The sequence below is a fragment of the Acinetobacter rongchengensis genome (assembly GCF_003611475.1).
GTDB classification, from domain to species: domain Bacteria; phylum Pseudomonadota; class Gammaproteobacteria; order Pseudomonadales; family Moraxellaceae; genus Acinetobacter; species Acinetobacter rongchengensis.
Window position 1 is genome coordinate 1 of the sequence record NZ_RAXT01000010.1, and the last position, 22,342, is coordinate 22,342.

A 22,342-nucleotide genomic window follows, 5' to 3' on the forward strand; every position below is an offset into this window, starting at 1 on the left:
GTATCTAAATTGATAAGCCAAGATGAATTGAATCATTCTTCAAACTTGAAGAGTAAATTAAAAAGTTTACCCACGGGTCATCATAACCATATTCGCCTTATCGAAATTGAAAGTATTGATATTCAACCATGTAGCGGTACACATGTACGTAATACCAATGAAATCCAAAGTGTAGTGTGTACAAAAATTAAGAAAGTTAGTAAAACAAATAGACGTATTGAGATAAGTTGGGATAAAAATTTTGCTGAAAAATGAGTTCAAATTTAATCTGATAACATACTAAAAAATGGGTAAGAGTCAGATCGGGTTTGAGATACCGTCTCCCTAAGAATCCTTCAATTTGTTTTAACTAGAGCCTGTAACTACAACCTAAATTTACGCAGCCTTTTCATCCTTGAGAAGGCTTTCACTTAAACTGTATGACTATGATGACCTAACTCTTGCTTTAAATGGGCAATCGCTTCAATGCGCTTTTGAATCAACATCTCACCAATATCAGAACCTTGAACATCTGGTGGTAAGTCGGATGCTTTAATTGTCCGTACAGTTTTCACTGCACTCAACAAATAATTGGCTTGTGGATATTCACGGTTTTCTAGACCTAAGCGACCTTTAGCATCACATTCACAAGCCTGAATAAATGCTTCAACACGCTCTGGACGACGTAGTACATCCAAACGTTGTAAAAGGCGCCACACCGTACCTGCTTTTAAAGTAAAAGCTTGATGACATTTCAAATGCTCTTTGCACACAGCCAAAGCAAGTTGTTTGGTCTGAGTTGGAACTTTTAAACGATCACAGACTTCAGTGACTGGTTGAATTCCACGTTCCTCATGCATGATATGACGAGGCAATTCTTCCTTAGGCGTTAAAGCTTTGCCTAAATCGTGAACTAAAACTGCAAAACGTACATCTAAAGAATAATTGGCTTTACATGCTTGTTTTAAAGACATCAAAGTATGTATACCACAATCAATTTCAGGATGATATTCAGGGCGTTGTGGAACACCAAATAGAGCATCTATTTCAGGGAATAAGACCTTTAGTGCACCACAATCACGTAATACTTCAAAATAAACATCTGCATGATTTTCCATCAAAGCACGAGAAGTTTCTTTCCATACACGTTCAGGTGTCAATGCTTGAAGCTCACCTGATTCAGTCAATTGACGCATTAAAGCAAGAGTTTCACTTGCAATTGTAAAACCATACTGAGCATAACGAGCAGCAAAACGAGCTACACGTAATACGCGTAAAGGATCTTCTGCGAATGCTTCAGAAACATGACGAAGAATTTTATTGTTTAAATCATCTTGTCCATGATAAGGGTCAAAGACTTGTCCAGACTCATCCATTGCCATGGCATTGATGGTTAAATCTCTGCGAATTAAATCTTCATCAAGCGTTACATTTGGATCAGTGAAAAACTCAAAACCATGATAGCCATGTCCTGATTTACGTTCAGTACGGGCAAGTGCATATTCTTCTTTTGTTTTGGGATGCAAAAAAACAGGGAAATCTTTACCAACAGGTTGATAACCTTGGGCGAGAAGTTGTTCAGGGGTAGCACCTACAACAACATAATCTTTTTCGTGATAGGGATGTCCGAGTAAATGATCTCTGACGGCACCGCCTACTAAATAAACTTGCATGAAAAAACCTCTATTCTTAATGCCATCATGCAACAGAATAGAGGTTTTCTCAAGTGTTGAAGTCTAGCGATTTGCTAAACTTTAACAGTATTTATCTCAAATTGGTCCTAAGCCTAACTTTGAGCTTGTTGAATCTCTGCAACTGTTAATGCAGTCATATTGACTAAACGACGGGTTGTTGTCGTAGGGGTCAAAATATGAACTGGTTTAGCTGCACCGAGCAAGATTGGACCAATGGTCACATTATTACCCGATGTAGATTTTAATAAGTTGAATGAAATATTTGCAGCATCAAGGTTTGGCATGATTAACAAGTTTGCAGAACCTTTGAAGCGTGAGTTCGGGAATGCGAAATGACGAATATTTTCATCAAGTGCTGCATCTGCATGCATTTCACCATCAACTTCTAACTCAGGTGCAATCTCTGTTAAGATTTCAAAAACTTTACGCATTTTTTGCGCACTTGGATCATTTTGATCTGAACCAAAGCTTGAATGAGAAAGCAAAGCAACACGTGGTGTCATACCGAAACGACGTACTTCTTCAGCAGCTAAAATCGTCATCTCAGCAAGCTGTTCAGCAGTTGGATTGGTGTTGACATAAGTATCGGCAATAAACAAATTGCGATCTTCGAGCATTAATGCATTCAAAGTAAAGAAATTGTTGCGACCTTCTTTTAAACCAATTACATGTCTTACGAAATCTAAATGGATATCATAGCTTGAGTAAGTACCACACAACATACCATCTGCTAAACCATGACGAACGAGCATTGCTGCAATCAGTGTAGAACGACGACGTGATTCACGTTGTGCATATTCAGGTGTTACACCTTTACGTTGCATGATGTTGTAATAATCATCAGCAAATTTCTCGTAATCAGGATTTTTCTCTTGATCAACGATCGTGATGTTTACACCATGTTCTAAACGCAGACCTAATTTTTTGATGTTCGCTTCGATCACCGAAGTACGACCAACGAGGATTGGCATAGCCAAACCTTCATCTACTGCGATTTGAACTGCGCGTAATACACGTAAATCTTCGCCTTCAGCATATGCAATACGTTTAGGCGCAGTTTTTGCTTGCGCAAAAATTGGTTTCATCATCAATGCAGAGTTATAAACAAACTCAGATAAACGTTGACGATATGCAGAGAAATCTTCAATTGGACGGCTTGCAACACCAGAGTCCATTGCAGCTTGCGCAACCGCAGGTGCAATTTCAAGAATTAAGCGTTGGTCAAGAGGGCGTGGAATTAAATAATCACGACCAAATGATGCTGATTTTTCACCATAAGACGCTGCATCTGCTTCAACATGCGCCATACGTGCAATCGCATGTACACAAGCAATCTTCATTTCTTCATTGATGGTTGTCGCACCAACATCTAAAGCGCCACGGAAGATATAAGGGAAGCACAGTGCATTATTCACTTGGTTTGGATAGTCTGAACGACCCGTCGCCATAATGACATCATTACGAACTTCATGTGCATGTTCAGGTAAAATTTCAGGATCTGGATTCGCCAATGCAAAAATGATTGGATCATTTGCCATAACCTTAACCATTTCTTTGGTCAAGATGCCAGCAGCTGAAAGTCCAAGGAACATATCAGCACCTGCAATCACATCTGCAAGTTGATTGCCTTCGATATCTTGTACATAACGCTTCTTAGATTCATCCAAACCTTCACGGCGAGTGGTTAATAAACCACGTGAGTCTGCAACAATGATGTTTTCTTTTTTAGCGCCAATTGCACAAAGCAAATCTAAGCAAGAAAGGGCAGCCGCACCTGCACCAGAAGCAACGATTTTAATTTCGTCAATTTTTTTGCCATTCAATTGCAAAGCATTTAATAGTGCAGAGCCAACAATGATTGAAGTACCGTGTTGGTCATCATGGAACACAGGAATTTTCATGCGTTCACGAAGTTTCTGTTCAATGTAAAAACATTCAGGTGCTTTAATGTCTTCTAAATTGATACCACCAAAAGTTGGCTCTAATGCTGCAACGATATCAACAATTTTATCTGGATCGTTTTCAGCAATTTCAATATCGAATACATCAACACCAGCGAATTTTTTAAATAAAACGCCTTTTCCTTCCATTACAGGCTTTGAAGCCAATGGACCAATGTTTCCTAAGCCTAAAACAGCAGTACCATTACTGACCACAGCAACCAAGTTTCCGCGCGCAGTATAAAGTGCTGCTTTAGATGGGTCTTTTTCAATTTCCAAACATGGAGCAGCAACACCTGGCGAGTAGGCAAGTGCTAAGTCATGTTGATTGACCAGTTGTTTACTTGGTGTAACGCTAATTTTTCCTGGGGTAGGAAATTCATGGTAATAAAGAGCTTGCTGTTTTAATGATTGATCGTCCATTTGAGTCTCGATTGTTACAATGTTCCAGCGAGGCTGGTCGTTTTGGCTAAATATGAACGAATATACCACTTGTTGAGCACTATCGACAGTTAAAAAGTATATATTTCAATTCAAGTTATAGATTAAATGTCTAAAATCTTTGTTAAATCGTAATCAGTTTATGCTGCTCTAAATATTGTGTACTTTCAGCGGAAGTAAGCGGTTTAGAAAAATAAAAACCTTGTAAAATATAACAGCCATGTCTTTCTAAGAAATCAATTTGTTCTTTTGTTTCAACACCTTCAGCGACTAAAGTAATTCCAATTGCTGTACCCATCGCAATGATTGCATTCACAATCGCTTCATCTTTTTCACGTCCAATTTTAGAAATAAAGGATTTATCAATCTTTAATACATCAATAGGATAGCTGGTGAGATAAGATAAAGATGAATACCCAGTACCAAAATCATCTAAGGAAATCGAAATATGACGATCTTTTAATTGTAGCAATAGTTGGTCGACTTGCTCTGATTTATCCAATAAAGAAGATTCAGTGAGTTCAAGTTCTAACATATCCCCAGAAATATTATATTTTTTGAGTGCATAATCAATGTCTTCAACCAAATGCCCACGGTGGATTTGTTGAGCAACAATGTTGATTGACACTCTGAAGTGATCAAATCCAAGTGCTTGCCACTGATGTATCTGTTTGCAAGTTTCGTTTAAAACAATCAGACCAATGTCAGAAATTAAATTGGTTTCTTCAGCTAAAGGAATAAAGATATCAGGTGCAATATAACCAAGTGTAGGGTGTTGCCAACGCACAAGCGCTTCAAAACCGTAAATTCGATTGGTCTGAATACAGATTTTAGGCTGGTAATTTACCGATAAATGACGCTCTTTAATTGCTTTTCTAAGCTCATTCTCAAGGTTAATACCTTGACTCAGAATAGGAATTTTTGAGTTTGAATAGAATTTAACGGTATCGCCACCCAAGCGTTTTGCTTCATCCAAAGCAAACTCAGCATGTCCATCTAAGCTGTCTAAATGCAAGCCATGCTCAGGAAATAATGCGACACCAATTGAAATGGTAATGGTTTGGTCTTGCCCATTCACTTCAAATGGATGTTTAAAGGCTTGTAAAATACTTTGCGTTTGCTGATGAATTGGAATATTACCACTGCTTAAATTATAGATCACAGCAAAATCATCATTGTTTAAATATGCAGTCAGTGAAGCATTTGCACAACACAGTCTTAATCTTTGTGCGACTTTCTTTAATAACTCATCACCATGTTTCTGACTTAGAGAATCATTGAAGGCTTTAAAACGATCAATATTAATTCGTAATACAGCAAAATGTTTAAATAAATTAGAATAATCAGTCAGGTAATTGTGCAATTGTTGCTTGAAATAAAAACGGTTAGGTAAGTCCGTTAAGATATCGTAATGTTTTAAATAAGATAGTTTGCGTTCTTGTTTTTTCCGGTCTGTTAAGTCAGTAATAATACCAACATAGTTTACAACTTTGTTCTTTTCATCATGGATCACATTGATATGAATCCAAAGAACAAGTTTTTTACCAGAAGTAAATTCGATTTGTAATTCGGAATCAAACTCACCAGTTTCAATGAGTTGCTTCGTCATTTTTGTATAAGTTTTTGAAGCATATGGGTCATTATTGACAGTAATATCAAATAAATGATGGCCAATGACATCTTCTTGCTTATAGCCCAATAATTTTTCAAAAAATTGGTTGACCTCAAGGTAACATAAATTACTATCTAAGACGAAAATACCCTCAGCTACATGCTTAAAAACATTTGCAGCAAGTTTTAGTTTTTCTTGGTCAGACTTTTCTTTCTGAATATTACGGTGAATACCCACCATTCTCAGGGGTTTATTGTTGGTCTTGCGAACAATGACTCGACCAATATCTTGAATCCAACACCATTGGTCATTTTTTTTAATTCTATAAATGGCTTCAAAACGATCCGTTTTACCTTTGATATGGTTTATCAGGATAGATTTATAATGGCTAAGATCATCAGGATGAATAAACTCAGAAATATTATTGGAGTGTTTTAAATTCATCTGTCTAAATTCAACTTCGTTATTTGCTTTCGCAATTTCAAAAGTTCTTTTTTCGATATCCCAAATCCATGAATTAATTCCTGCTGTTTCATGGGCAAAATCTAAATTTGCTTGATGATTTTCTAAACGATCATTAATTTGTTTAAGATCATTTACCCTTTCTTTAACTTTTTGTTCCAGTAATTGATTATTGAGCTGTAACTCATTTTTAATTTCTTCAGTTCGATTAAACTCTTTTTTAAGTTGTGTCTGTAGTTCTTTAGACTCATTTAAATGACGTTTTGATTGCTCAATTAATATCGTGTTGTTGTTGTTTAATATTTTCAAACGATTATGCATTCTACTTGACATTAATGCACTAATAAAAATTGTTGAAAACCATAAGGTTGTGATAATGCTATAAAAGTAAAATGCATCATGGAGAAACAGTAATTGTGCACAAATCGCAGGAAGTGCAGAAGGTAAAAATATGCAAAGAAAATAGCTAAAGCGCTCCACCAAGTAAGTGAGTGCTATGACATAGGTAATGCTGAGTAATAAACCTGATAAAACAATAACCTGAGTGTGATCGAGTTCTGAATTTTCAATTTTTAGAAAGTAATAAATGATGCATATACCAATACCTAGGGTTGTGCCAATCACAAGACAAAAGAATTGAAATAGCGCATCGATTTTATCGTTATTGGTTTCAATCTGATTTTTTTTCAAATATGAAATCGATAAAATCATGGTCGTAATAATACCGATTAAAACAAAAAACCAGTTGTTTAAATAGTTTGAATAATCATTGAAATATAAGTAATAAATAAAAATATCAAAAAAACTTGCAAACAAGACCCATGCAAGAAAAATTTGCATATGATCTGCTATACTTTTGACTTGTAATGCATTCATGCTTTGCGAAAGAAGCTCATCCTGAACATCCATCATTTGCTGCTGCACCTTATTTCATTTGAATAATATCTAACTAAAAGTAATTCAAAAAAGCATAATTGTTTTGTATTTTAATTGAATAAAAAAACGAATACTTTTAATGTAAAATACTGTGTATCAATCACAATTGCAATAATTTTTTAATAAATAGGTCACTATTTTTCAATTGTGTGATTCAAAATTGATAATGCAACAACAGGTGCTGTTTCAGTCCGTAAAACGCGATTACCAATACACCAATTTTTAAAGCCATAACCATTGGCATCGACAATTTCTTGCTCTGATAATCCACCTTCGGGTCCAATTAAAAGGGCAAGATGATGAGTGATTGCTTCAAGTGGATTCATATTTTCTTTATTGGGTGCTAAAACTAAACGTGATGGTGGTAAATCAGTTTTTAACCATTCTTGCAAAGAGAGAGGGGCTCGTATTTTGGGAACAATATTCATGCCACATTGTTCACAGGCTGCAATGACAATACCTTGCCAATGATCAATCTTTTTTTGATCACGATCATATTTTAAACGCATTTCACAACGTTCAGAAGTGAGTAGTTGAATTTCTGATACGCCTAACTCAACGGCTTTTTGAATCGCATAATCCATACGATCCCCCTTGCTCATCACTTGGCCCAATACGGCCGTAAAAGCAGGAGTCCGATTATCTGGATTAAAGTCCGTGATTTTAACAGTTGCAGATTTTTTTGAAATTTCAATGAGTTCTGCAGCATATTCACCACCTTGTCCATTGAACAAAGTGGCTTTTTCACCCACTTGCGCACGTAAAACCTTAACCCAATGATGAAATACTGTTTCAGTGAGTTGGATATTCACATCGACAGTTAAATCAGTTTCGATATAAAAACGGGGCATTCAATTTTACTCAAGTTATGGGTTTGAAATTATGCTAAACCAAGGTCAAGTATAAGTTGACGGTTTGGTTCTGTATGGTTCATCGTGTAGAAGTGCAAACTTGGTGCACCACCAGCAATCAGGCGTTCACATAGTTTGACGACAACTTCATGCCCAAATGCTTTGATGCTGGCGGAATCATCGCCATAAGTAGCAAGTTGCTTACGAATCCAGCGTGGAATTTCTGCACCTGTACCATCAGCAAAACGAATTAAGTTGCTTGCATTGGTAATAGGCATGATTCCCGGAGCAACAGGGATATCAATCCCCTGTTTCTGAATACGATCTACAAAATAGAAATAGGCATCTGGATTAAAAAAGAATTGAGTAATTGCAGCATTTGCACCCGCTTTTACTTTTTCAGCGAAATGTTTAATGTCCGCATCGAAGTTTTCAGCTTGAGGATGCATTTCAGGATATGCAGCGACTTCAATTTTAAAGTGATCACCTGAATGTTCACGAATAAAACGCACAAGATCAGTGGCATAAGGTAACTCACCTAATCCAACTTGTCCTGAAGGTAAGTCACCACGGAGTGCGACAATACGGTCAATCCCTTGTGCTTTATACAAATCAAGTAATTCTGCAATACGAACTTTATCATCCCCAATACATGAAAGGTGCGGGGCTACAGGCGTACCTTTGCCGTTAAAGTCTGCAATTGCTGCAAGTGTGCGTTCACGTGTAGAACCACCTGCACCATACGTCACTGAGAAAAATTCAGGATTGAGCAATTGTAATTCTTGATGAACAATTTTAAGTTTTTCCGCACCAGCATCTGTCTTAGTTGGGAAAAACTCAAACGAAATTGGAACACGTTTGGTCATGATGAAATCCTTTTTATAGTACTATTTTTTGACCTCTCCCTGACCCTCTCCTAGAAGGAGAGGGAGCCTAGGTATCTTCTCCCTCGGGAGAAGGTAAAATGAGGAAGGGTAGATTAAAACTTAGTATTTATAAGTCTCAGATTTAAATGGACCTTCAACAGCTACACCAAGGTAATCCGCTTGTTCTGGAGTCAATTGAGTAAGTACACCACCAAAACCTGCAACCATTGCAGCAGCAACTTCTTCGTCTAATTTCTTCGGAAGTAGTTCTACGCGAATTGATGCTTGTTTTTGTGCTTCTGGTAAATCCGCAAATTTCTCAGCGAATAAATGCATTTGCCCCAAAACTTGGTTTGCAAAAGAACCATCCATAACTCGTGAAGGGTGACCTGTTGCATTACCTAAGTTCACTAAACGACCTTCAGAAAGTAAGATTAAATAATCATTTTCGTTTTCTGTACGGTACACTTGGTGGACTTGAGGTTTAACTTCAACCCACTTGTAACCACGTAAATAATTGGTATCAATTTCAGTATCGAAGTGACCAATATTACATACGACAGAACCCGCTTTTAAGGTATCTAACATCGCAGCGTCACATACGTGGTAGTTACCAGTCGTGGTTACGATCAAGTCAGTATTTTGAAGAAGATTTAAGTTGATGTCTTCTTTGTTACCTGTTTGAACACCATTTTTGTACGGAGAAACAACTTCGTATCCGTCCATGCAGGCTTGCATCGCACAGATAGGGTCGATTTCAGTGACACGAACAATCATGCCTTCTTGGCGAAGAGATTGAGCAGAACCTTTACCCACATCTCCATAACCGATGACAAGTGCACGACGACCAGATAAAAGCATATCTGTACCACGTTTGATCGCATCATTTAATGAATGACGGCAACCATATTTGTTGTCGTTTTTAGATTTAGTCACAGAGTCGTTGACGTTAATCGCAGGAACTTTTAACGTACCATCACGATGCATTTCATAAAGACGTTGAACACCTGTGGTTGTTTCTTCAGTGATACCGTGGATTTTTGCAATAACTTCTGGGTATTTTTCATGGACAAGTGCAGTTAAATCACCGCCATCATCCAAAATCATGTTGGCATCCCAAGGCGTGCCATTGACATTGATTTGTTGTTCAAGACACCACATGTATTCTTCTTCGGTTTCGCCTTTCCATGCAAAAACAGGAATACCTGAAGCAGCAATTGCAGCCGCAGCATGGTCTTGAGTAGAGAAAATGTTACATGAAGTCCAACGAACTTCTGCACCTAATTCAACCAGAGTTTCAATAAGTACAGCAGTTTGAATGGTCATATGAATACAACCAAGGATTTTAGCACCTGCAAGTGGTTTAGCAGCAGCATAGCGTTTACGTAAACCCATCAAAGCTGGCATTTCTGCTTCAGCAAGTTTGATTTCTTTACGACCGTAGTCAGCTAGGGAAATATCAGCAACTTTATAATCTGTAAATGAAGCATTAACCGCGTTCATCACGATCTCCTTTATTAATAAAAAATAATTGATCATTCAGTTCGCGGATGCCGTTGTTGATTAAAACCAGTATGAACAGAAATTTTAACCGAATCGTCGAGCCTAGCGATTTCACATTTATGTGCCTGTGAAAAAGTCGCAGCATCCCTCGACTGAGCAGTATTGTACCGATATTTTGATTTTGTTCCAATCTCGATTGTATAAAAACCTATCAATTAAGGTGAATGACGAGTTGTGTTGTCAACTCAAAAATAGAAAGAATCTGTTAAATTCTAGTTGTGGCAAGGACTTTAATGAAATGAGTGAGGATCATCCCTATTCATGAAGTTATTGGAATGAGTTTTGGAGTATATCGTTTATGAATATTGTACAAATTATTGACCAGCATACTTTTGCTCTAAAACATGCAATAGAACAAGCTTCGTTAACGCAACGTAAAAGTTTAGTGAAAGCAGTGTTTGGTTTTTATCAAAAATTACCTCATTTTTATCAGACGATTGAACAGTATTATCATATTCATATTGATAATAATCAATTGTTTAATGATATAGACCAAGAAAATTTAGCATATTATCAAGGCCAAATTAAACTCGCCAATGCTGAGATTGATGAATATTCAGATGATTATGAAGCGCTGGAAGCAATACAAGTCATTACGCTGGATGCTTTTTTGATGATGGTATCGAATCAGAATAAATCCAAAAATTTACTTGCACTATTGAGCGGTATTATTGAAGTACTCGATTATTATGAAAATTTTTCAGATGATCAGACATATTGGAACCAAGTTTTAGAACAAGAAATTATTTTTCAGAAGCAAATAATGAATGAAATTTCCGAAAATGTTATTGTTGATGAGTCAATTTATGCTCAACGTTATCAATCGATTGAATTTGCTGATTTGGACTAAATTAATGAAAATAATATACTTTATCGCTTCAATTTGTGTTGCATCCTCTGCTATTGCCAACGACTCCACAGGCTATGTCGGTACGGGTGGTATTGAATACTTAAAAAACAAAAATATTGCGATGCAAAGTGAAGACTTATTCATTAGCAAAGAGAAGATTAAAGTCGATTATCACTTTAAAAATCTAAGTCAGCGAGATATTACAGAAACAGTTTTGTTCCCACTGCCAAAAGTGCAGAATTATATTGAGTATGATTATGCAGATGTTAAAGGATTGATTGATAGTTTTAGAGTGACTGTGAATGGTAAAGCACTTAAACCGAAAACTCATGTTCGTGCATTTTTACCGAGTAATGAAAATCAATATATCAATGATGGTGATTTTCAGGCAGATGTCACAACAACATTGTTAGATTGTGGATTAACAGAACAAGAGCTCATGCAACCATGGCAGCAAGAGGATACTCATCCTCAGACCCAACAAAAAATTCGAGCATGTAAAAATCCAAAAATTCAACAATTATTGGCTATTCAGGATGAAGACGTCATTCGTTGGCAATCGCAGGTGATTTATAGTTGGCAGCAGACCTTTAAAGCCAACACCATCACTCAAGTGTCACATCAATACCAACCCTTGGTTGGCGGTTCTGTTTCACTTTATCCTGATGAATATAATCAACAATTTTGTATGAATCAAAATTTCAAGAAAGGTTTAAAAAGAGCACAATCTGAACATGCGCCATTTAGTGCATTGAGTTATATTTTAACCACAGGTGCAAATTGGGCAAAACCGATTCAGAATTTCAAACTCACGATTCAACGTGAACCGAATGAATTGGTTTCTTTTTGTTGGAAAGGTGATGTGAAAAAAATCAGTTCGACCCAATTTCAAATGGTCGAGAAAAACTTTGTTCCTCAACAGAATTTAGATGTGATTTTTGTACATTTACGTGAGAGCTAGTATATAAACATCCAGTTTTATAGATGGCGCTGGCCATTCTTATTTAAAAAATTTAAGAACAAGAGAAAGTCTTAACAAGATTGGGGGAAGATATTTAACTTGCACTAGATCAAATTTGGTTTGGCAGTTCTATATTTTTGAAGAGTTTATTTAGCAACAAGACACCTCGAAAGGTGCCTTGTTGTTGAAAGGAATTATTTTACCACTTGTACTACTGGCATTGGATATTTACCTTCCTGAATGTCCTTAGTTGGACCATACATTCTTAGAATGACATAACAGTCTTTGTTCGGAATTGGTAAGAAATTCGGATTATTCGCATTCGCTTTTTCATCTGAACTTAAGTCAATCGTATACATGCCATCTGCATCTGGTTTAAGTGTACGATCACCACGACTATGACGGTTCATTTCATTATGTGCCATGAGTCGATTGTCAGAACCATAAATTGTAAATGACCAGAATTGGCTCACTTCAGGTGCTTTGAAGTGAATTTTGTATTTCTTACCATTTGAACCATTAATATTTTTACCATCTGAACCTACATCAGTTTTTAAATAAACGGTTTCATCAGGCGGTAAGCCCCACTGACCTAAATAGGTTCCTTCTGCAAATAAATCACGCTGTGCATTTCCAAGTTGCTCGCGTGTACCTAATAATTTACCTGCATTGGACATTTTCGGCGCAAGGTCTTTAATATGTTGCATGCCTAGTTTTTCACCAACTTTGGCAGCAGCAAGTTGCTCTGGAGTAAGCGTATAGTTACATGGAGCAATTCCCATGGCTTTATATTGGCTCACCCATTTCTTATCTGCTTCTGCCATTGTGCCTTCACATAGCATAAAGTTGACACGTTGAACCCAAGAAGTATTTGCTGGATTTGGATAAGTTCTTTCTTTTTGTTTTGGTCCAGCTACACCCAAATATTCAGACAAGGTACGAATGTTCCATTGATCCATATAATTCAGTGCTTTTTTCTCATCTTCTTTGTTGGTCGCCATAATACGACCCATCATTTTCTGCAAATCAGATTCAACATAAATCACTTCATCTACACTATCTGGTACTGTGCCTTTCCATGATTTTAGTGCAAACATAAAACGTCCGCCTTTTGTACCACGGGTTCTAGCACCGAGCATAGCCGTCGTGTAATGTCCCATATCCATGGTATGCAAAATCCAATAACGGCCTGCGTCGAAATCTGGAATACTGACAATTACAGGTTCAGCACCTACATCTAACCAACCCATTAAATGCAGAGTATCGTTATTAATCGTTGGATGAGCCGTATATGTATCATCTGCAATGTGACGAATATTTTGGAAACGATTTAAGGGCGTATTGGTTTCAACCGCTGTTTCATAGAAAAATTTATATGCTTCGTCAATCGAATAACCATAAAGGTAAGCATCTTCGGCTACCTTATCTGGAATGGCTGCATTTGATAAAGTGCTTATTGTTCCAAGCATCATAAGTGGTAAAAGTACTGTTCTTTTCATAGTGTCACCTTGGTTTTATAAAGTATTATTATTGTCCATTTTTTACAAAAAACGTAGTGGCTTTTTTACTGTAAACTCTGTTTTTACAATATCAATATTGCTGTATATCTTTATGAAAATTGTTAAAATTTATTTTTAAGCCAATAGATATTTTAAGTCTCGTAATTTAGTCGAATAGTATTGCATTTCTATTGGCTTTAAAGAGGATTATTTTAGGTCATTCGCCAGCTTTAGCTTTTTCTGCCCAAAAGTCAGCTTTGGCTTCATCGATATCGACACCCAAACCATGTTCATAAATACACACTAAATCTCGCATGGCTTGTACTTCACCGAGTTCGGCAGCTTGGATAACCATCTCTACAGACTTTGCTACATCTTTTTCAACAACATCACCACGACGATAAAAATTAGATAATTCTAAAATTGCGGCAGGATGTCGATGTTTTACAGCTTGCTCTAACCAACGATGTGCATGTTCAAACCAAACTTTTGCTTCATCAGGATCGTCTTCGAGCAAATCTTTTGCATAAGCATGATAACCTTCACCAAGCCAATACATTGCTTCTACATGACCCAATTGTGCCGCTTTGAGCGCCCATTCTTCAGCCAGTTGATTGTCTTGTTCATCTTCACTTTGCATATATATTTCTGCAAGTTCAAATTGTGCATTGGAATTGCCCATGGCAGCACGGTTTAACAATTCTGCAGGGATTGAAAGAGGCTTAGACATAAACATTCCGCTAAACAAAGTGACGATTTAAAAATAAGGAAGAAGTAACTCAAAAATAAGCCAATATACAGGGTGGCTTGCTTGATTATAACTTAATTGAATAGATTTTTTGGGAATGAATCACCTTGTTCGATGTTGCTAAAACGATCTTGTTTTTTTATTGATTTTTATTGAACAGAAAAGATACATAGCCTTTGTCATTTTCTTTATATTTTATAAAGAACATGATTAGGAATTCAGCTATGTTTATTTCTGCATCTGAAGCGAAACGATTGGTTGAACATTCAAACCTCAATATTGAGTTATATAAAGTACGTTTGGCTCAATTGATCGAAGAGAATGCAAAGCAAGGCAATACCGCTGTATGTACCGTTTTACCTAAACATTTACCGTTAGAGGGTATACATGCGCTTTCTGCTGAATTAACGCATTTGGGTTATCAGGTCCGTTTTGAAGTAGATGAATCTTTTTATCGTTTTGATGTGTTTTGGAATTAATTTAAATTTATAAAGCCTGAAAGATCAGACTTTATAAACATATTTATGCATAGCTTTTCAAGGTTTATTCAGCTTTCTGATACTCATTAATGACTTCAAGCGCAGCACGAAAAGCTTCCTGAGTTGCAGGCGCACCACAATACGGTAAGCTGTGAAGTAAGACTTCTTGAATTTCTTCAACAGTCGCGCCATTGTTTAAAGCACCACGGACATGGCCTTTTAGCTCAGTTGGGCTTTTTTGTGCTGTTAAAAATGCAATGGTGATCAATGAGCGATATTTACGTGGTAAAACGCCTTCACGCTGCCATGTAGAGCCCCAAGCATGTTCATTAATCCAATCTTGTAACGGTTGTGTAAATGGAACAGTGTTGTCTTGCGCGCGTTTTACAAAACTTTCGCCCATCACTTCGGTACGAACTTTTAATCCATTTTCATAATCTTGTTGTGACATATTGTTTCTCTAAAATGATCAATATCAATGAGGATGTGCGTACAGTTTATATCTGAATTTCGCAGATTCGTAGGGGAATATAGTCTAAATTGAATTTATGCAAAAAGAAAAATGCCCAATGAATTTCATCGGGCATTTATTTGAAAATCTTTTCAACTATTTTAGGATGAGGAAATATTGTGAATAAAAGCTCAGCAAATTGAGCATTGATTTACAATAAATTCTTAACGACCATTACGTCCACGACCACGTGGAGCTTTGGTATTTGGACGTGTTGTACCATTGGTCTTACGACGTGGTTTTTCACTTTCATCCATTTGCCAGATACGTTTCGTTCCAGACTTCTTTACTGAACCATCTTTATTCTTGCGTACCATGGGTTTACCACCTGTACCCCCCGGTTTTTTCACATAAGAACGTGAACGATAAGGTTCTTCAGCAGGTACATTTTGAAAGTCAGGATACAGCAAAGGTTCAATTTCTTTGCTTTCGCCCGGTTGTAAGCCTAATCTGACAAGATCGATAGCCCCGATTTTAGTGCGAATTAAACGTAAAGTTGGAAAGCCGACAGCAGAAGTCATACGACGTACTTGACGGTTACGTCCTTCACAAATAGAAATTTCTACCCATGATGTTGGAATATTGGCACGAAAACGAACGGGTGGATCACGGTCCCATAACCATTCAGGTTGTTCAACCTTAATCGCCGTCGCAGGTAGGGTCATACCATCTTTTAGCTCGACGCCTTTGCGAAGCTGCTCTAAAGCCTCTTCAGTGATATCGCCATCGAGTTGTACCAAATAAGTCTTAAATTTCTTGTTCGCTGGATTGGTGATGTATTGGTTTAAGCCACCATGATCAGTTAAAAAGACTAAACCTTCAGAGTCCATATCAAGACGACCAGCCAAACGCAAGGTTGGGTCATCAACGAAGTCAGATATCGTCATATGTGCTTCGTCTTTTCGGAATTGGGAGAGAACGTCATAAGGCTTATTAAGAATGACAATTTTCATAAAAAATGACTTCTGTAATTACATAATATAGGAGAACATTGAGCTTTATTTAATTGAGAAATGTTGTTATTCCCCGTATAAATCTCAAAAACACTGGAATTCAATTACACTATTATGCGTTAAGAAGCGTTGAAAGTATTGTCAATTGACAATTTTTTTTGGATTTTCCAATTATAATAAAAGGGAGTGCTTGCACAATGGGTTATCAGAAGATCATCGTACCTGCAGATGGTAGCAAAATTACTGTGAATGCAGATTTGTCATTGAATGTTCCAAATCATCCAATTATTCCTTTCATTGAAGGTGATGGTATTGGTGTAGATATTACACCAGCAATGAAAGCTGTAGTCGATGCTGCGGTTCAAAAAGCATACGGTGGCAAACGTTCGATCGAATGGATGGAAGTCTATTGCGGTGAAAAAGCAGACAAAATTTATGGCAGTTATATGCCTGAGGAAACCTTTGAAGCACTTCGCGAGTTTGTTGTTTCTATTAAAGGCCCATTAACGACACCTGTGGGTGGTGGTATTCGTTCATTGAACGTTGCATTACGCCAAGAACTTGATCTTTATGTATGCGTACGCCCAGTACGTTGGTTTGAAGGTGTACCTTCGCCCGTTCAACACCCTGAACTGACGGATATGGTGATCTTCCGTGAAAACTCAGAAGATATTTATGCAGGGATTGAATGGAAGGCGGATTCTCCAGAAGCTAAAAAAGTCATCAAATTCCTAAAAGAAGAAATGGGCGTAACCAAAATCCGTTTTGAAGATAATTGTGGTATTGGTATCAAACCAGTATCTAAAGAAGGGACTCAACGTTTAGTTCGTAAAGCAATTCAATTTGCAATTGATAATGATAAGCCTAGTGTGACCTTGGTTCATAAAGGCAATATTATGAAATATACCGAAGGTGCGTTCAAAGAGTGGGGCTATGAACTTGCGATTGACCGCTTTGGTGGTGAACTGATTGATGGTGGTCCTTGGGTTAAAATTAAAAACCCTAAAACGGGTAAAGATATTATTATCAAGGATGTGATTGCCGATGCATTTTTACAACAAATTTTGATGCGACCTGCTGACTATTCTGTCATTGCAACACTTAACCTCAATGGTGACTATATTTCTGATGCACTTGCCGCAGAAGTCGGTGGGATTGGTATTGCACCTGGTGCAAATATTGGTGGTGCAATTGCTGTTTATGAAGCGACACATGGTACAGCACCTAAATATGCAGGTCAGGATAAAGTAAACCCAGGTTCAATTATTTTATCTGCTGAAATGATGTTACGTGATATGGGATGGACAGAAGCGGCTGATTTGATCATTGAAGGTATATCGGGTGCGATTGAAGCAAAAACCGTTACTTACGACTTTGAACGTTTGATGCCAGGTGCAACATTGCTTCGTTGTTCTGAGTTTGGTCAAGCCATTATTGCCAATATGGATAAATAATTTTTATATCATTCATATTCTGAAGCCCGTATTGATTGCGGGCTTTTTCATGAGTAATGATTTTTATTCAAATCTAAGTTAAATAATAAGATATTAGGATTTGGTGGTTGGTTTAAAGTGTTTAGTTTATTAGAGATAATGTCTTAAGGTGATTAAGGCTAACAAATAATTATTTTTATAATACAGTTTGGGTTGCGATTTTTATTTTACTTATCGTGCTCTGAATGATCTGGTTCAGTTTATTTATTTTAAGACCTATCTCAATATTAATAGTGGGTAAATCAGTGAGTAAACCACAGATTTAGCGATATAAGTTAAATGACAAAATCGTGTCAGAAATGGCAAAAACAGTCATATTTATCCATTTGTGGTAAGTTTTAAAATGTCTCGATATAAAAACTCTAGCGTCAATGGCTATTTTAATCATTTGTTGATATTTTAGACGCGCTTAAAAGGAGTATAACGATGAAAGCGAGTTTGATGATTTTTGTATTCTTAGGAATTACGATCACTGCGGAAGCGGGTGACGTTCATAAATGTGTCAATAAGGGTACAGTGACTTATCAATCTAGACCATGTGCAGGAAAAGTTATTCCCAATCCTCAGCAGCAATATCAAAAACAGCTTACACAAAGAACAGCAAATCAAGATGTTAAACAAAAAGCGCCTGATGTTTCTAGCCGCTATTCTCAGCAGCAACATTTGCAACGTAAGTCAGGTAATGGAACGTCAAACGAGATTCCAGATACAGTTGAAGGGAAGAAAAAAAGTATGGCGATTGCCCAAGATGCTTATAAAATGACAAAAGATCGTTAAAGTTTCAAAGCGTTATGCCAGGACTTAAGTTAGTGTTCAATAATATTCAGATGTTTCATTTAAAACCCTCATCTAGGAATTAAATATTCAAAAAGGTGGTTGCGGATCTTTATTTTAATTAGCATTACATCTGAATATTATACTTGGCTTGTACTAAACTTTAATTCTTGTACTAAACTTTAATTAAAGTTGTGAATTTGGATCGGCTTGTTTTATTTGTGCATAAATAAAAAATTGTAGTGTTCCTAAACCCAATACAACTGAAGCAAGAATAAATTGTTGATGATACGAAACGCCTAAATGCTGTAATCCACTAAAACATAGTCCACCGATCAATTGAGTTATCGCAAAAGATAATGTGGCGAAACTCCATAGTTTTTTATAGGCAAGACCGTATAGATGCATGATGGTATAAGACGTTAAAAAGACAACAGCAGGATTGAGCAAACCAGTCAAAAAGGAAGAGATGTAGGTGAGGATTGGATTAAACTGGAAAATCGCAATGAAAATAGCACCTACGTAAAGGCTATATAATATTTTCAATGCAGTGAAATGACCGAGTTTCCGTGCCAATATATAGGCACTGATTGCACCTAATGCACTACCTGAACCATATAAAATCCAATTAAAATTAATATGATAAAGATTTAAATGTAATGTATTTTTTAAATAATCAATCCAAAAGAGTGAGTGTGGTACATAAGCAAAAGCACTGGATGCATAGACAATCAGCAAGCTGAAGTACATACCATTAACTGTAGTCAATGCATGGGTATTTGACGGGAGATTGCTGAGATGACTTTGAAATATTTTGAGTAAATACATCAAAATAAGGCTAATCAATAAAGCAAAACCGAATAAAATTAGCCATGCGGATTGGGTTGAGATGCGGTCTAAATAGGGTAGGAATAATGTTGCAAGTAAAACGCCTATGCCGATTCCACTAAAACCAATAAAGTTAATCGTTAAGCGTTCTTCAGGAATGCTGCATTGGGCGACCACGCTGGGTGCAAGAATCATCAATAAACCACCACTGACACCTGAAATTACTCGCCAAAATATATACCAAGACGCTGAAAAGTCTGAAAATGCACAACTTAATAAGCTGATGCTACCTGCAAATGCTGCACTTAATATAAATTTTGACATGCTTGGGTTTTGTGGCAATTTCATTGCCCAAAAAGCACCGATTAAATAACCAAGTAAGTTTGCGCTACCGAGAATACTGGAAAATTGAGTTGACCATTCATAAGCTAGGCGTGTTGTAGGCAGCAGTGCTGTATATGAAAACCTTAAGATACCAATACCCAAACACATGCTAAGACATAGAAATAGGCTAAGTTTGACCTTATTTGAAAACATTCAATTCTCGATACTGATGATTTATGTTTCAGTGCAATGACCTTAATCAGGATTTGAAGAAATCACAAATAATTCTCGTTATTTATTTTGTGAATATTGAACAGTGAATCAACCCAAGATTATTCTAAAATATTCGCATCAACCGCATCGCCAATGGTGTAATAGTGACCGCCTGCAACATGATGTAAGCTTTTCCATTCAGCAGGTGCTTCATGGTAGTACCAATGTCCATCACGAAAGACGCGATCATCTGCATAGGCAGCAACAACCTTAGCAATAAATAAATCATGGGCTTGTTGATTGTGTGGTTCTGGAATTAATTCACAGATTAACCATGCGGCGCAGCCTTCAACAGCTGGCAAATCAAAACCTTCAAATTGAAATAATGAGGTATGGCAGTGTGTTAATTTTTCTGGATCATTGAACTGACTGATTGAGCCAAGTTGCTGTACCAACTTAAGTTGTTTTAAGGTCGGAACTTGTAAGATGAAATAACCTGATTTTTCCACTAATTTTCGTGTTTTCGTACTTTTGTCTAAGACAACCGAAACTTTAGCAGGAACAAGCTCTAGTGCGCATGCCCATGCAGCCGTCATAACATTTTCTTCATGTTCATATTGGGCTGAAACAAGCACTGTTGGCCCATGATTGAGAAGGCGATATGCTTTTGCAAGTTCTACAGATTTAATATGTGTGTTCATTCAATAACCTAGATTTTAAAATGCTATAGTCTTTATTTAGAAAAGCTTATTCAATTTAGATATGAAAGCAATAAGATTTTGTTTTTATTCTTGTTTATAAAGAGATAAAAAACATCACGTAAATCGCAAAAAATGCTAAAGACTGTTGAATAACGACCATTATGCTTATAATAACCAGATCAAAACTTTTGGAACTCAGATGAATTATCCACTTATTTTGAATATTGTTATATTCATTGCCTTAATCATATTACTCATGCAAACACGAAAAACCGACTGGAGTTTGGCGAAAAAAGTTTTTGCAGGTTTATGTCTAGGGGTGGTATTTGGTTTAGGGTTACATTTGGTTTATGGTGCCAACACTGCAATTTTAGACGAATCGATTCAATGGTTTAATATTGTTGGAAATGGTTATGTCAAATTGTTGCAAATGGTGGTTATGCCATTGGTATTGGTATCCATTTTAGGTGCAGTGATTAAACTGCATGATGCATCATCATTGGGTAAAATCAGTATTTTTAGTATAGGTACATTGCTGATCACTACTTTTATTGCGGCATTAGTCGGTGTATTTGTCACCAATTTATTTGGTCTGAGTGCTGCGGGTTTGGTACAAGGAACCCAAGAAACTGCACGACTTGAAGCAATACAAACGGATTATATTGGTAAAGTGACCGATCTAAGTGTTCCTGACTTTTTGCTATCTTTTATTCCAACCAACCCATTTACAGAATTAACGGGTGCGCATCCTACTTCAATTATTAGTGTGGTGATTTTCGCAACATTATTAGGCATGGCGGGGATTAATTTAATCAAAACTGATGTTGAGAAAGGGCAACGAATCATTATCGCAATTGAAACATTGCAAGCTTGGGTCATGAAATTGGTACGCTTGGTGATGACATTAACGCCGTATGGTGTTTTTGCTTTAATCACTAAAGTTGTTGCAAGCTCTAAAGTGGCGGATATCGTCAATCTAGGAGGCTTCCTTGTTGCATCATATCTCGGTTTAGCAATGATGTTTTTGGTACATGCACTGGTATTGCTACTGGCAGGTGTCAATCCGTTGCGCTTCTTTAAAAAGGTGTTACCAGTTCTTACATTTGCATTTACCAGCCGTTCGAGTGCAGCCAGTATTCCATTAAATATTGAAGCGCAGACTCGCCGTTTGGGTGTGCCTGAATCGATTGCAAGTTTTTCAGCTTCATTTGGTACCACCATTGGTCAAAATGGCTGTGCGGGTTTATATCCTGCGATGTTAGCGGTAATGGTTGCACCAACAGTTGGTATTAATCCGCTTGATCCCGTTTGGATTTTGACGCTGGTTTGTGTTGTTACGCTGAGTTCAATTGGTGTGGCGGGCGTAGGTGGTGGAGCAACTTTTGCTGCACTTATCGTGTTGCCGATTATGGGTTTACCTGTAACTTTGGTGGCATTGCTGATTTCAATCGAGCCATTAATTGATATGGGACGTACTGCTTTAAACGTAGATGGTTCAATGACCGCAGGTGTCGTGACCAGCCAATTGATGGGGCAAACCGATAAATCGATTTTATTAAGTGATGAAAATTTAGAATTATCAAACCGATAATTTTCAATCCATCCAAAAAATTTAATTGTGACCACATTTTCGATTATGATGTGGTCAACAAAAAGTCAGCAAC

General features: G+C 37.0%; 18 protein-coding genes and 1 pseudogene. 7 read left to right on the forward strand and 12 right to left on the reverse strand.

What is annotated here, in order from left to right:
- A pseudogene (locus D7V20_RS07130) lies at positions 1 to 255 on the forward strand (hypothetical protein); the annotation flags it as partial.
- A gap of 155 nt (positions 256 to 410) precedes the next feature.
- Here the strand turns inward: D7V20_RS07130 and D7V20_RS07135 are convergent.
- From D7V20_RS07135 to ahcY, 6 genes are all read right to left on the reverse strand, one after another.
- The gene (locus D7V20_RS07135; protein WP_120383624.1) at positions 411 to 1,652 is read right to left on the reverse strand and encodes a multifunctional CCA addition/repair protein; all 1,242 of its coding nucleotides are present in this window, start codon (positions 1,650 to 1,652) and stop codon (positions 411 to 413) included.
- 113 nt (positions 1,653 to 1,765) lie between these two features.
- A complete protein-coding gene (locus tag D7V20_RS07140) occupies positions 1,766 to 4,036 on the reverse strand; it encodes an NADP-dependent malic enzyme (RefSeq protein ID WP_120383625.1) in 2,271 nt (756 codons plus the stop codon).
- 142 nt (positions 4,037 to 4,178) lie between these two features.
- Positions 4,179 to 7,040, reverse strand: coding sequence for an EAL domain-containing protein (locus tag D7V20_RS07145; protein ID WP_120383697.1), 2,862 nt, complete (start codon positions 7,038 to 7,040; stop codon positions 4,179 to 4,181).
- Between the two features lie 158 nt (positions 7,041 to 7,198).
- The gene (locus tag D7V20_RS07150; RefSeq protein WP_120383626.1) at positions 7,199 to 7,915 is read right to left on the reverse strand and encodes a 16S rRNA (uracil(1498)-N(3))-methyltransferase; all 717 of its coding nucleotides are present in this window, start codon (positions 7,913 to 7,915) and stop codon (positions 7,199 to 7,201) included.
- A 29-nt stretch (positions 7,916 to 7,944) separates the two neighbouring features.
- Positions 7,945 to 8,781, reverse strand: a complete 837-nt coding sequence (metF, locus tag D7V20_RS07155) for a methylenetetrahydrofolate reductase [NAD(P)H] (protein ID WP_120383627.1) — start codon at positions 8,779 to 8,781, stop codon at positions 7,945 to 7,947.
- A 120-nt stretch (positions 8,782 to 8,901) separates the two neighbouring features.
- Positions 8,902 to 10,284 carry an adenosylhomocysteinase gene (gene ahcY / locus D7V20_RS07160; RefSeq protein WP_120383628.1) on the reverse strand — a complete coding sequence of 461 codons (1,383 nt, stop codon included), beginning with the start codon at positions 10,282 to 10,284 and terminating at the stop codon, positions 8,902 to 8,904.
- A gap of 358 nt (positions 10,285 to 10,642) precedes the next feature.
- Between ahcY and D7V20_RS07165 the strand changes: the two genes are divergently transcribed.
- Together D7V20_RS07165 and D7V20_RS07170 are read left to right on the forward strand one after the other, a co-directional pair.
- Complete coding sequence (locus D7V20_RS07165; RefSeq protein WP_120383629.1) at positions 10,643 to 11,194, forward strand: hypothetical protein; 552 nt, start codon at positions 10,643 to 10,645, stop codon at positions 11,192 to 11,194.
- Between the two features lie 4 nt (positions 11,195 to 11,198).
- Positions 11,199 to 12,155, forward strand: coding sequence for a DUF4424 family protein (locus tag D7V20_RS07170; RefSeq protein ID WP_120383630.1), 957 nt, complete (start codon positions 11,199 to 11,201; stop codon positions 12,153 to 12,155).
- A gap of 194 nt (positions 12,156 to 12,349) precedes the next feature.
- Here the strand turns inward: D7V20_RS07170 and D7V20_RS07175 are convergent, their stop codons facing one another.
- Together D7V20_RS07175 and D7V20_RS07180 are read right to left on the reverse strand one after the other, a co-directional pair.
- Positions 12,350 to 13,654 carry a DUF1254 domain-containing protein gene (locus D7V20_RS07175; RefSeq protein ID WP_120383631.1) on the reverse strand — a complete coding sequence of 435 codons (1,305 nt, stop codon included), beginning with the start codon at positions 13,652 to 13,654 and terminating at the stop codon, positions 12,350 to 12,352.
- 217 nt (positions 13,655 to 13,871) lie between these two features.
- Positions 13,872 to 14,384, reverse strand: a complete 513-nt coding sequence (locus D7V20_RS07180) for a tetratricopeptide repeat protein (protein WP_120383632.1) — start codon at positions 14,382 to 14,384, stop codon at positions 13,872 to 13,874.
- A 242-nt stretch (positions 14,385 to 14,626) separates the two neighbouring features.
- On the opposite strand from D7V20_RS07180, the gene D7V20_RS07185 reads away from it, so the two are divergent.
- Positions 14,627 to 14,881, forward strand: a complete 255-nt coding sequence (locus D7V20_RS07185) for a hypothetical protein (RefSeq protein ID WP_120383633.1) — start codon at positions 14,627 to 14,629, stop codon at positions 14,879 to 14,881.
- Between the two features lie 64 nt (positions 14,882 to 14,945).
- Here the strand turns inward: D7V20_RS07185 and D7V20_RS07190 are convergent, their stop codons facing one another.
- Both D7V20_RS07190 and D7V20_RS07195 read right to left on the reverse strand, forming a co-directional pair.
- Positions 14,946 to 15,332, reverse strand: a complete 387-nt coding sequence (locus tag D7V20_RS07190) for a carboxymuconolactone decarboxylase family protein (protein ID WP_068975262.1) — start codon at positions 15,330 to 15,332, stop codon at positions 14,946 to 14,948.
- Between the two features lie 224 nt (positions 15,333 to 15,556).
- Positions 15,557 to 16,345: a pseudouridine synthase gene (locus D7V20_RS07195; RefSeq protein WP_120383634.1), complete on the reverse strand. Its 789-nt coding sequence runs from the start codon at positions 16,343 to 16,345 to the stop codon at positions 15,557 to 15,559.
- 197 nt (positions 16,346 to 16,542) lie between these two features.
- Here D7V20_RS07195 and icd point away from each other — a divergent pair, with 197 nt between their 5' ends.
- Together icd and D7V20_RS07205 are read left to right on the forward strand one after the other, a co-directional pair.
- The gene (gene icd, locus D7V20_RS07200) at positions 16,543 to 17,799 is read left to right on the forward strand and encodes an NADP-dependent isocitrate dehydrogenase (protein WP_120383635.1); all 1,257 of its coding nucleotides are present in this window, start codon (positions 16,543 to 16,545) and stop codon (positions 17,797 to 17,799) included.
- A gap of 465 nt (positions 17,800 to 18,264) precedes the next feature.
- Positions 18,265 to 18,615: a DUF4124 domain-containing protein gene (locus tag D7V20_RS07205; RefSeq protein WP_120383636.1), complete on the forward strand. Its 351-nt coding sequence runs from the start codon at positions 18,265 to 18,267 to the stop codon at positions 18,613 to 18,615.
- A 183-nt stretch (positions 18,616 to 18,798) separates the two neighbouring features.
- Here the strand turns inward: D7V20_RS07205 and D7V20_RS07210 are convergent, their stop codons facing one another.
- Both D7V20_RS07210 and D7V20_RS07215 read right to left on the reverse strand, forming a co-directional pair.
- Positions 18,799 to 19,977, reverse strand: coding sequence for a YbfB/YjiJ family MFS transporter (locus D7V20_RS07210; RefSeq protein ID WP_120383637.1), 1,179 nt, complete (start codon positions 19,975 to 19,977; stop codon positions 18,799 to 18,801).
- Between the two features lie 119 nt (positions 19,978 to 20,096).
- On the reverse strand, positions 20,097 to 20,678 hold the full coding sequence (locus D7V20_RS07215) for a flavin reductase family protein (RefSeq protein ID WP_120383638.1): 582 nt from the start codon (positions 20,676 to 20,678) through the stop codon (positions 20,097 to 20,099).
- A 199-nt stretch (positions 20,679 to 20,877) separates the two neighbouring features.
- On the opposite strand from D7V20_RS07215, the gene D7V20_RS07220 reads away from it, so the two are divergent.
- Positions 20,878 to 22,269 carry an L-cystine transporter gene (locus D7V20_RS07220; RefSeq protein ID WP_120383639.1) on the forward strand — a complete coding sequence of 464 codons (1,392 nt, stop codon included), beginning with the start codon at positions 20,878 to 20,880 and terminating at the stop codon, positions 22,267 to 22,269.
- Positions 22,270 to 22,342: the final 73 nt, after the last annotated feature.

What these genes read in the sequence shown, in the direction of transcription:
- D7V20_RS07205 (WP_120383636.1), top strand. Translation starts at nt 18,265, where the DNA reads ATGAAAGCGAGTTTGATGATTTTTGTATTCTTAGGAATTACGATCACT.
- D7V20_RS07215 (WP_120383638.1), bottom strand. Translation starts at nt 20,678, where the DNA reads ATGAACACACATATTAAATCTGTAGAACTTGCAAAAGCATATCGCCTT.
- D7V20_RS07170 (WP_120383630.1), top strand. Translation starts at nt 11,199, where the DNA reads ATGAAAATAATATACTTTATCGCTTCAATTTGTGTTGCATCCTCTGCT.
- D7V20_RS07165 (WP_120383629.1), top strand. Translation starts at nt 10,643, where the DNA reads ATGAATATTGTACAAATTATTGACCAGCATACTTTTGCTCTAAAACAT.
- D7V20_RS07140 (WP_120383625.1), bottom strand. Translation starts at nt 4,036, where the DNA reads ATGGACGATCAATCATTAAAACAGCAAGCTCTTTATTACCATGAATTT.
- ahcY (WP_120383628.1), bottom strand. Translation starts at nt 10,284, where the DNA reads ATGAACGCGGTTAATGCTTCATTTACAGATTATAAAGTTGCTGATATT.
- D7V20_RS07195 (WP_120383634.1), bottom strand. Translation starts at nt 16,345, where the DNA reads ATGAAAATTGTCATTCTTAATAAGCCTTATGACGTTCTCTCCCAATTC.
- D7V20_RS07220 (WP_120383639.1), top strand. Translation starts at nt 20,878, where the DNA reads ATGAATTATCCACTTATTTTGAATATTGTTATATTCATTGCCTTAATC.
- D7V20_RS07175 (WP_120383631.1), bottom strand. Translation starts at nt 13,654, where the DNA reads ATGAAAAGAACAGTACTTTTACCACTTATGATGCTTGGAACAATAAGC.
- D7V20_RS07150 (WP_120383626.1), bottom strand. Translation starts at nt 7,915, where the DNA reads ATGCCCCGTTTTTATATCGAAACTGATTTAACTGTCGATGTGAATATC.
- D7V20_RS07210 (WP_120383637.1), bottom strand. Translation starts at nt 19,977, where the DNA reads ATGTTTTCAAATAAGGTCAAACTTAGCCTATTTCTATGTCTTAGCATG.
- D7V20_RS07135 (WP_120383624.1), bottom strand. Translation starts at nt 1,652, where the DNA reads ATGCAAGTTTATTTAGTAGGCGGTGCCGTCAGAGATCATTTACTCGGA.
- D7V20_RS07180 (WP_120383632.1), bottom strand. Translation starts at nt 14,384, where the DNA reads ATGTCTAAGCCTCTTTCAATCCCTGCAGAATTGTTAAACCGTGCTGCC.
- D7V20_RS07190 (WP_068975262.1), bottom strand. Translation starts at nt 15,332, where the DNA reads ATGTCACAACAAGATTATGAAAATGGATTAAAAGTTCGTACCGAAGTG.
- metF (WP_120383627.1), bottom strand. Translation starts at nt 8,781, where the DNA reads ATGACCAAACGTGTTCCAATTTCGTTTGAGTTTTTCCCAACTAAGACA.
- icd (WP_120383635.1), top strand. Translation starts at nt 16,543, where the DNA reads ATGGGTTATCAGAAGATCATCGTACCTGCAGATGGTAGCAAAATTACT.
- D7V20_RS07185 (WP_120383633.1), top strand. Translation starts at nt 14,627, where the DNA reads ATGTTTATTTCTGCATCTGAAGCGAAACGATTGGTTGAACATTCAAAC.
- D7V20_RS07145 (WP_120383697.1), bottom strand. Translation starts at nt 7,040, where the DNA reads ATGATGGATGTTCAGGATGAGCTTCTTTCGCAAAGCATGAATGCATTA.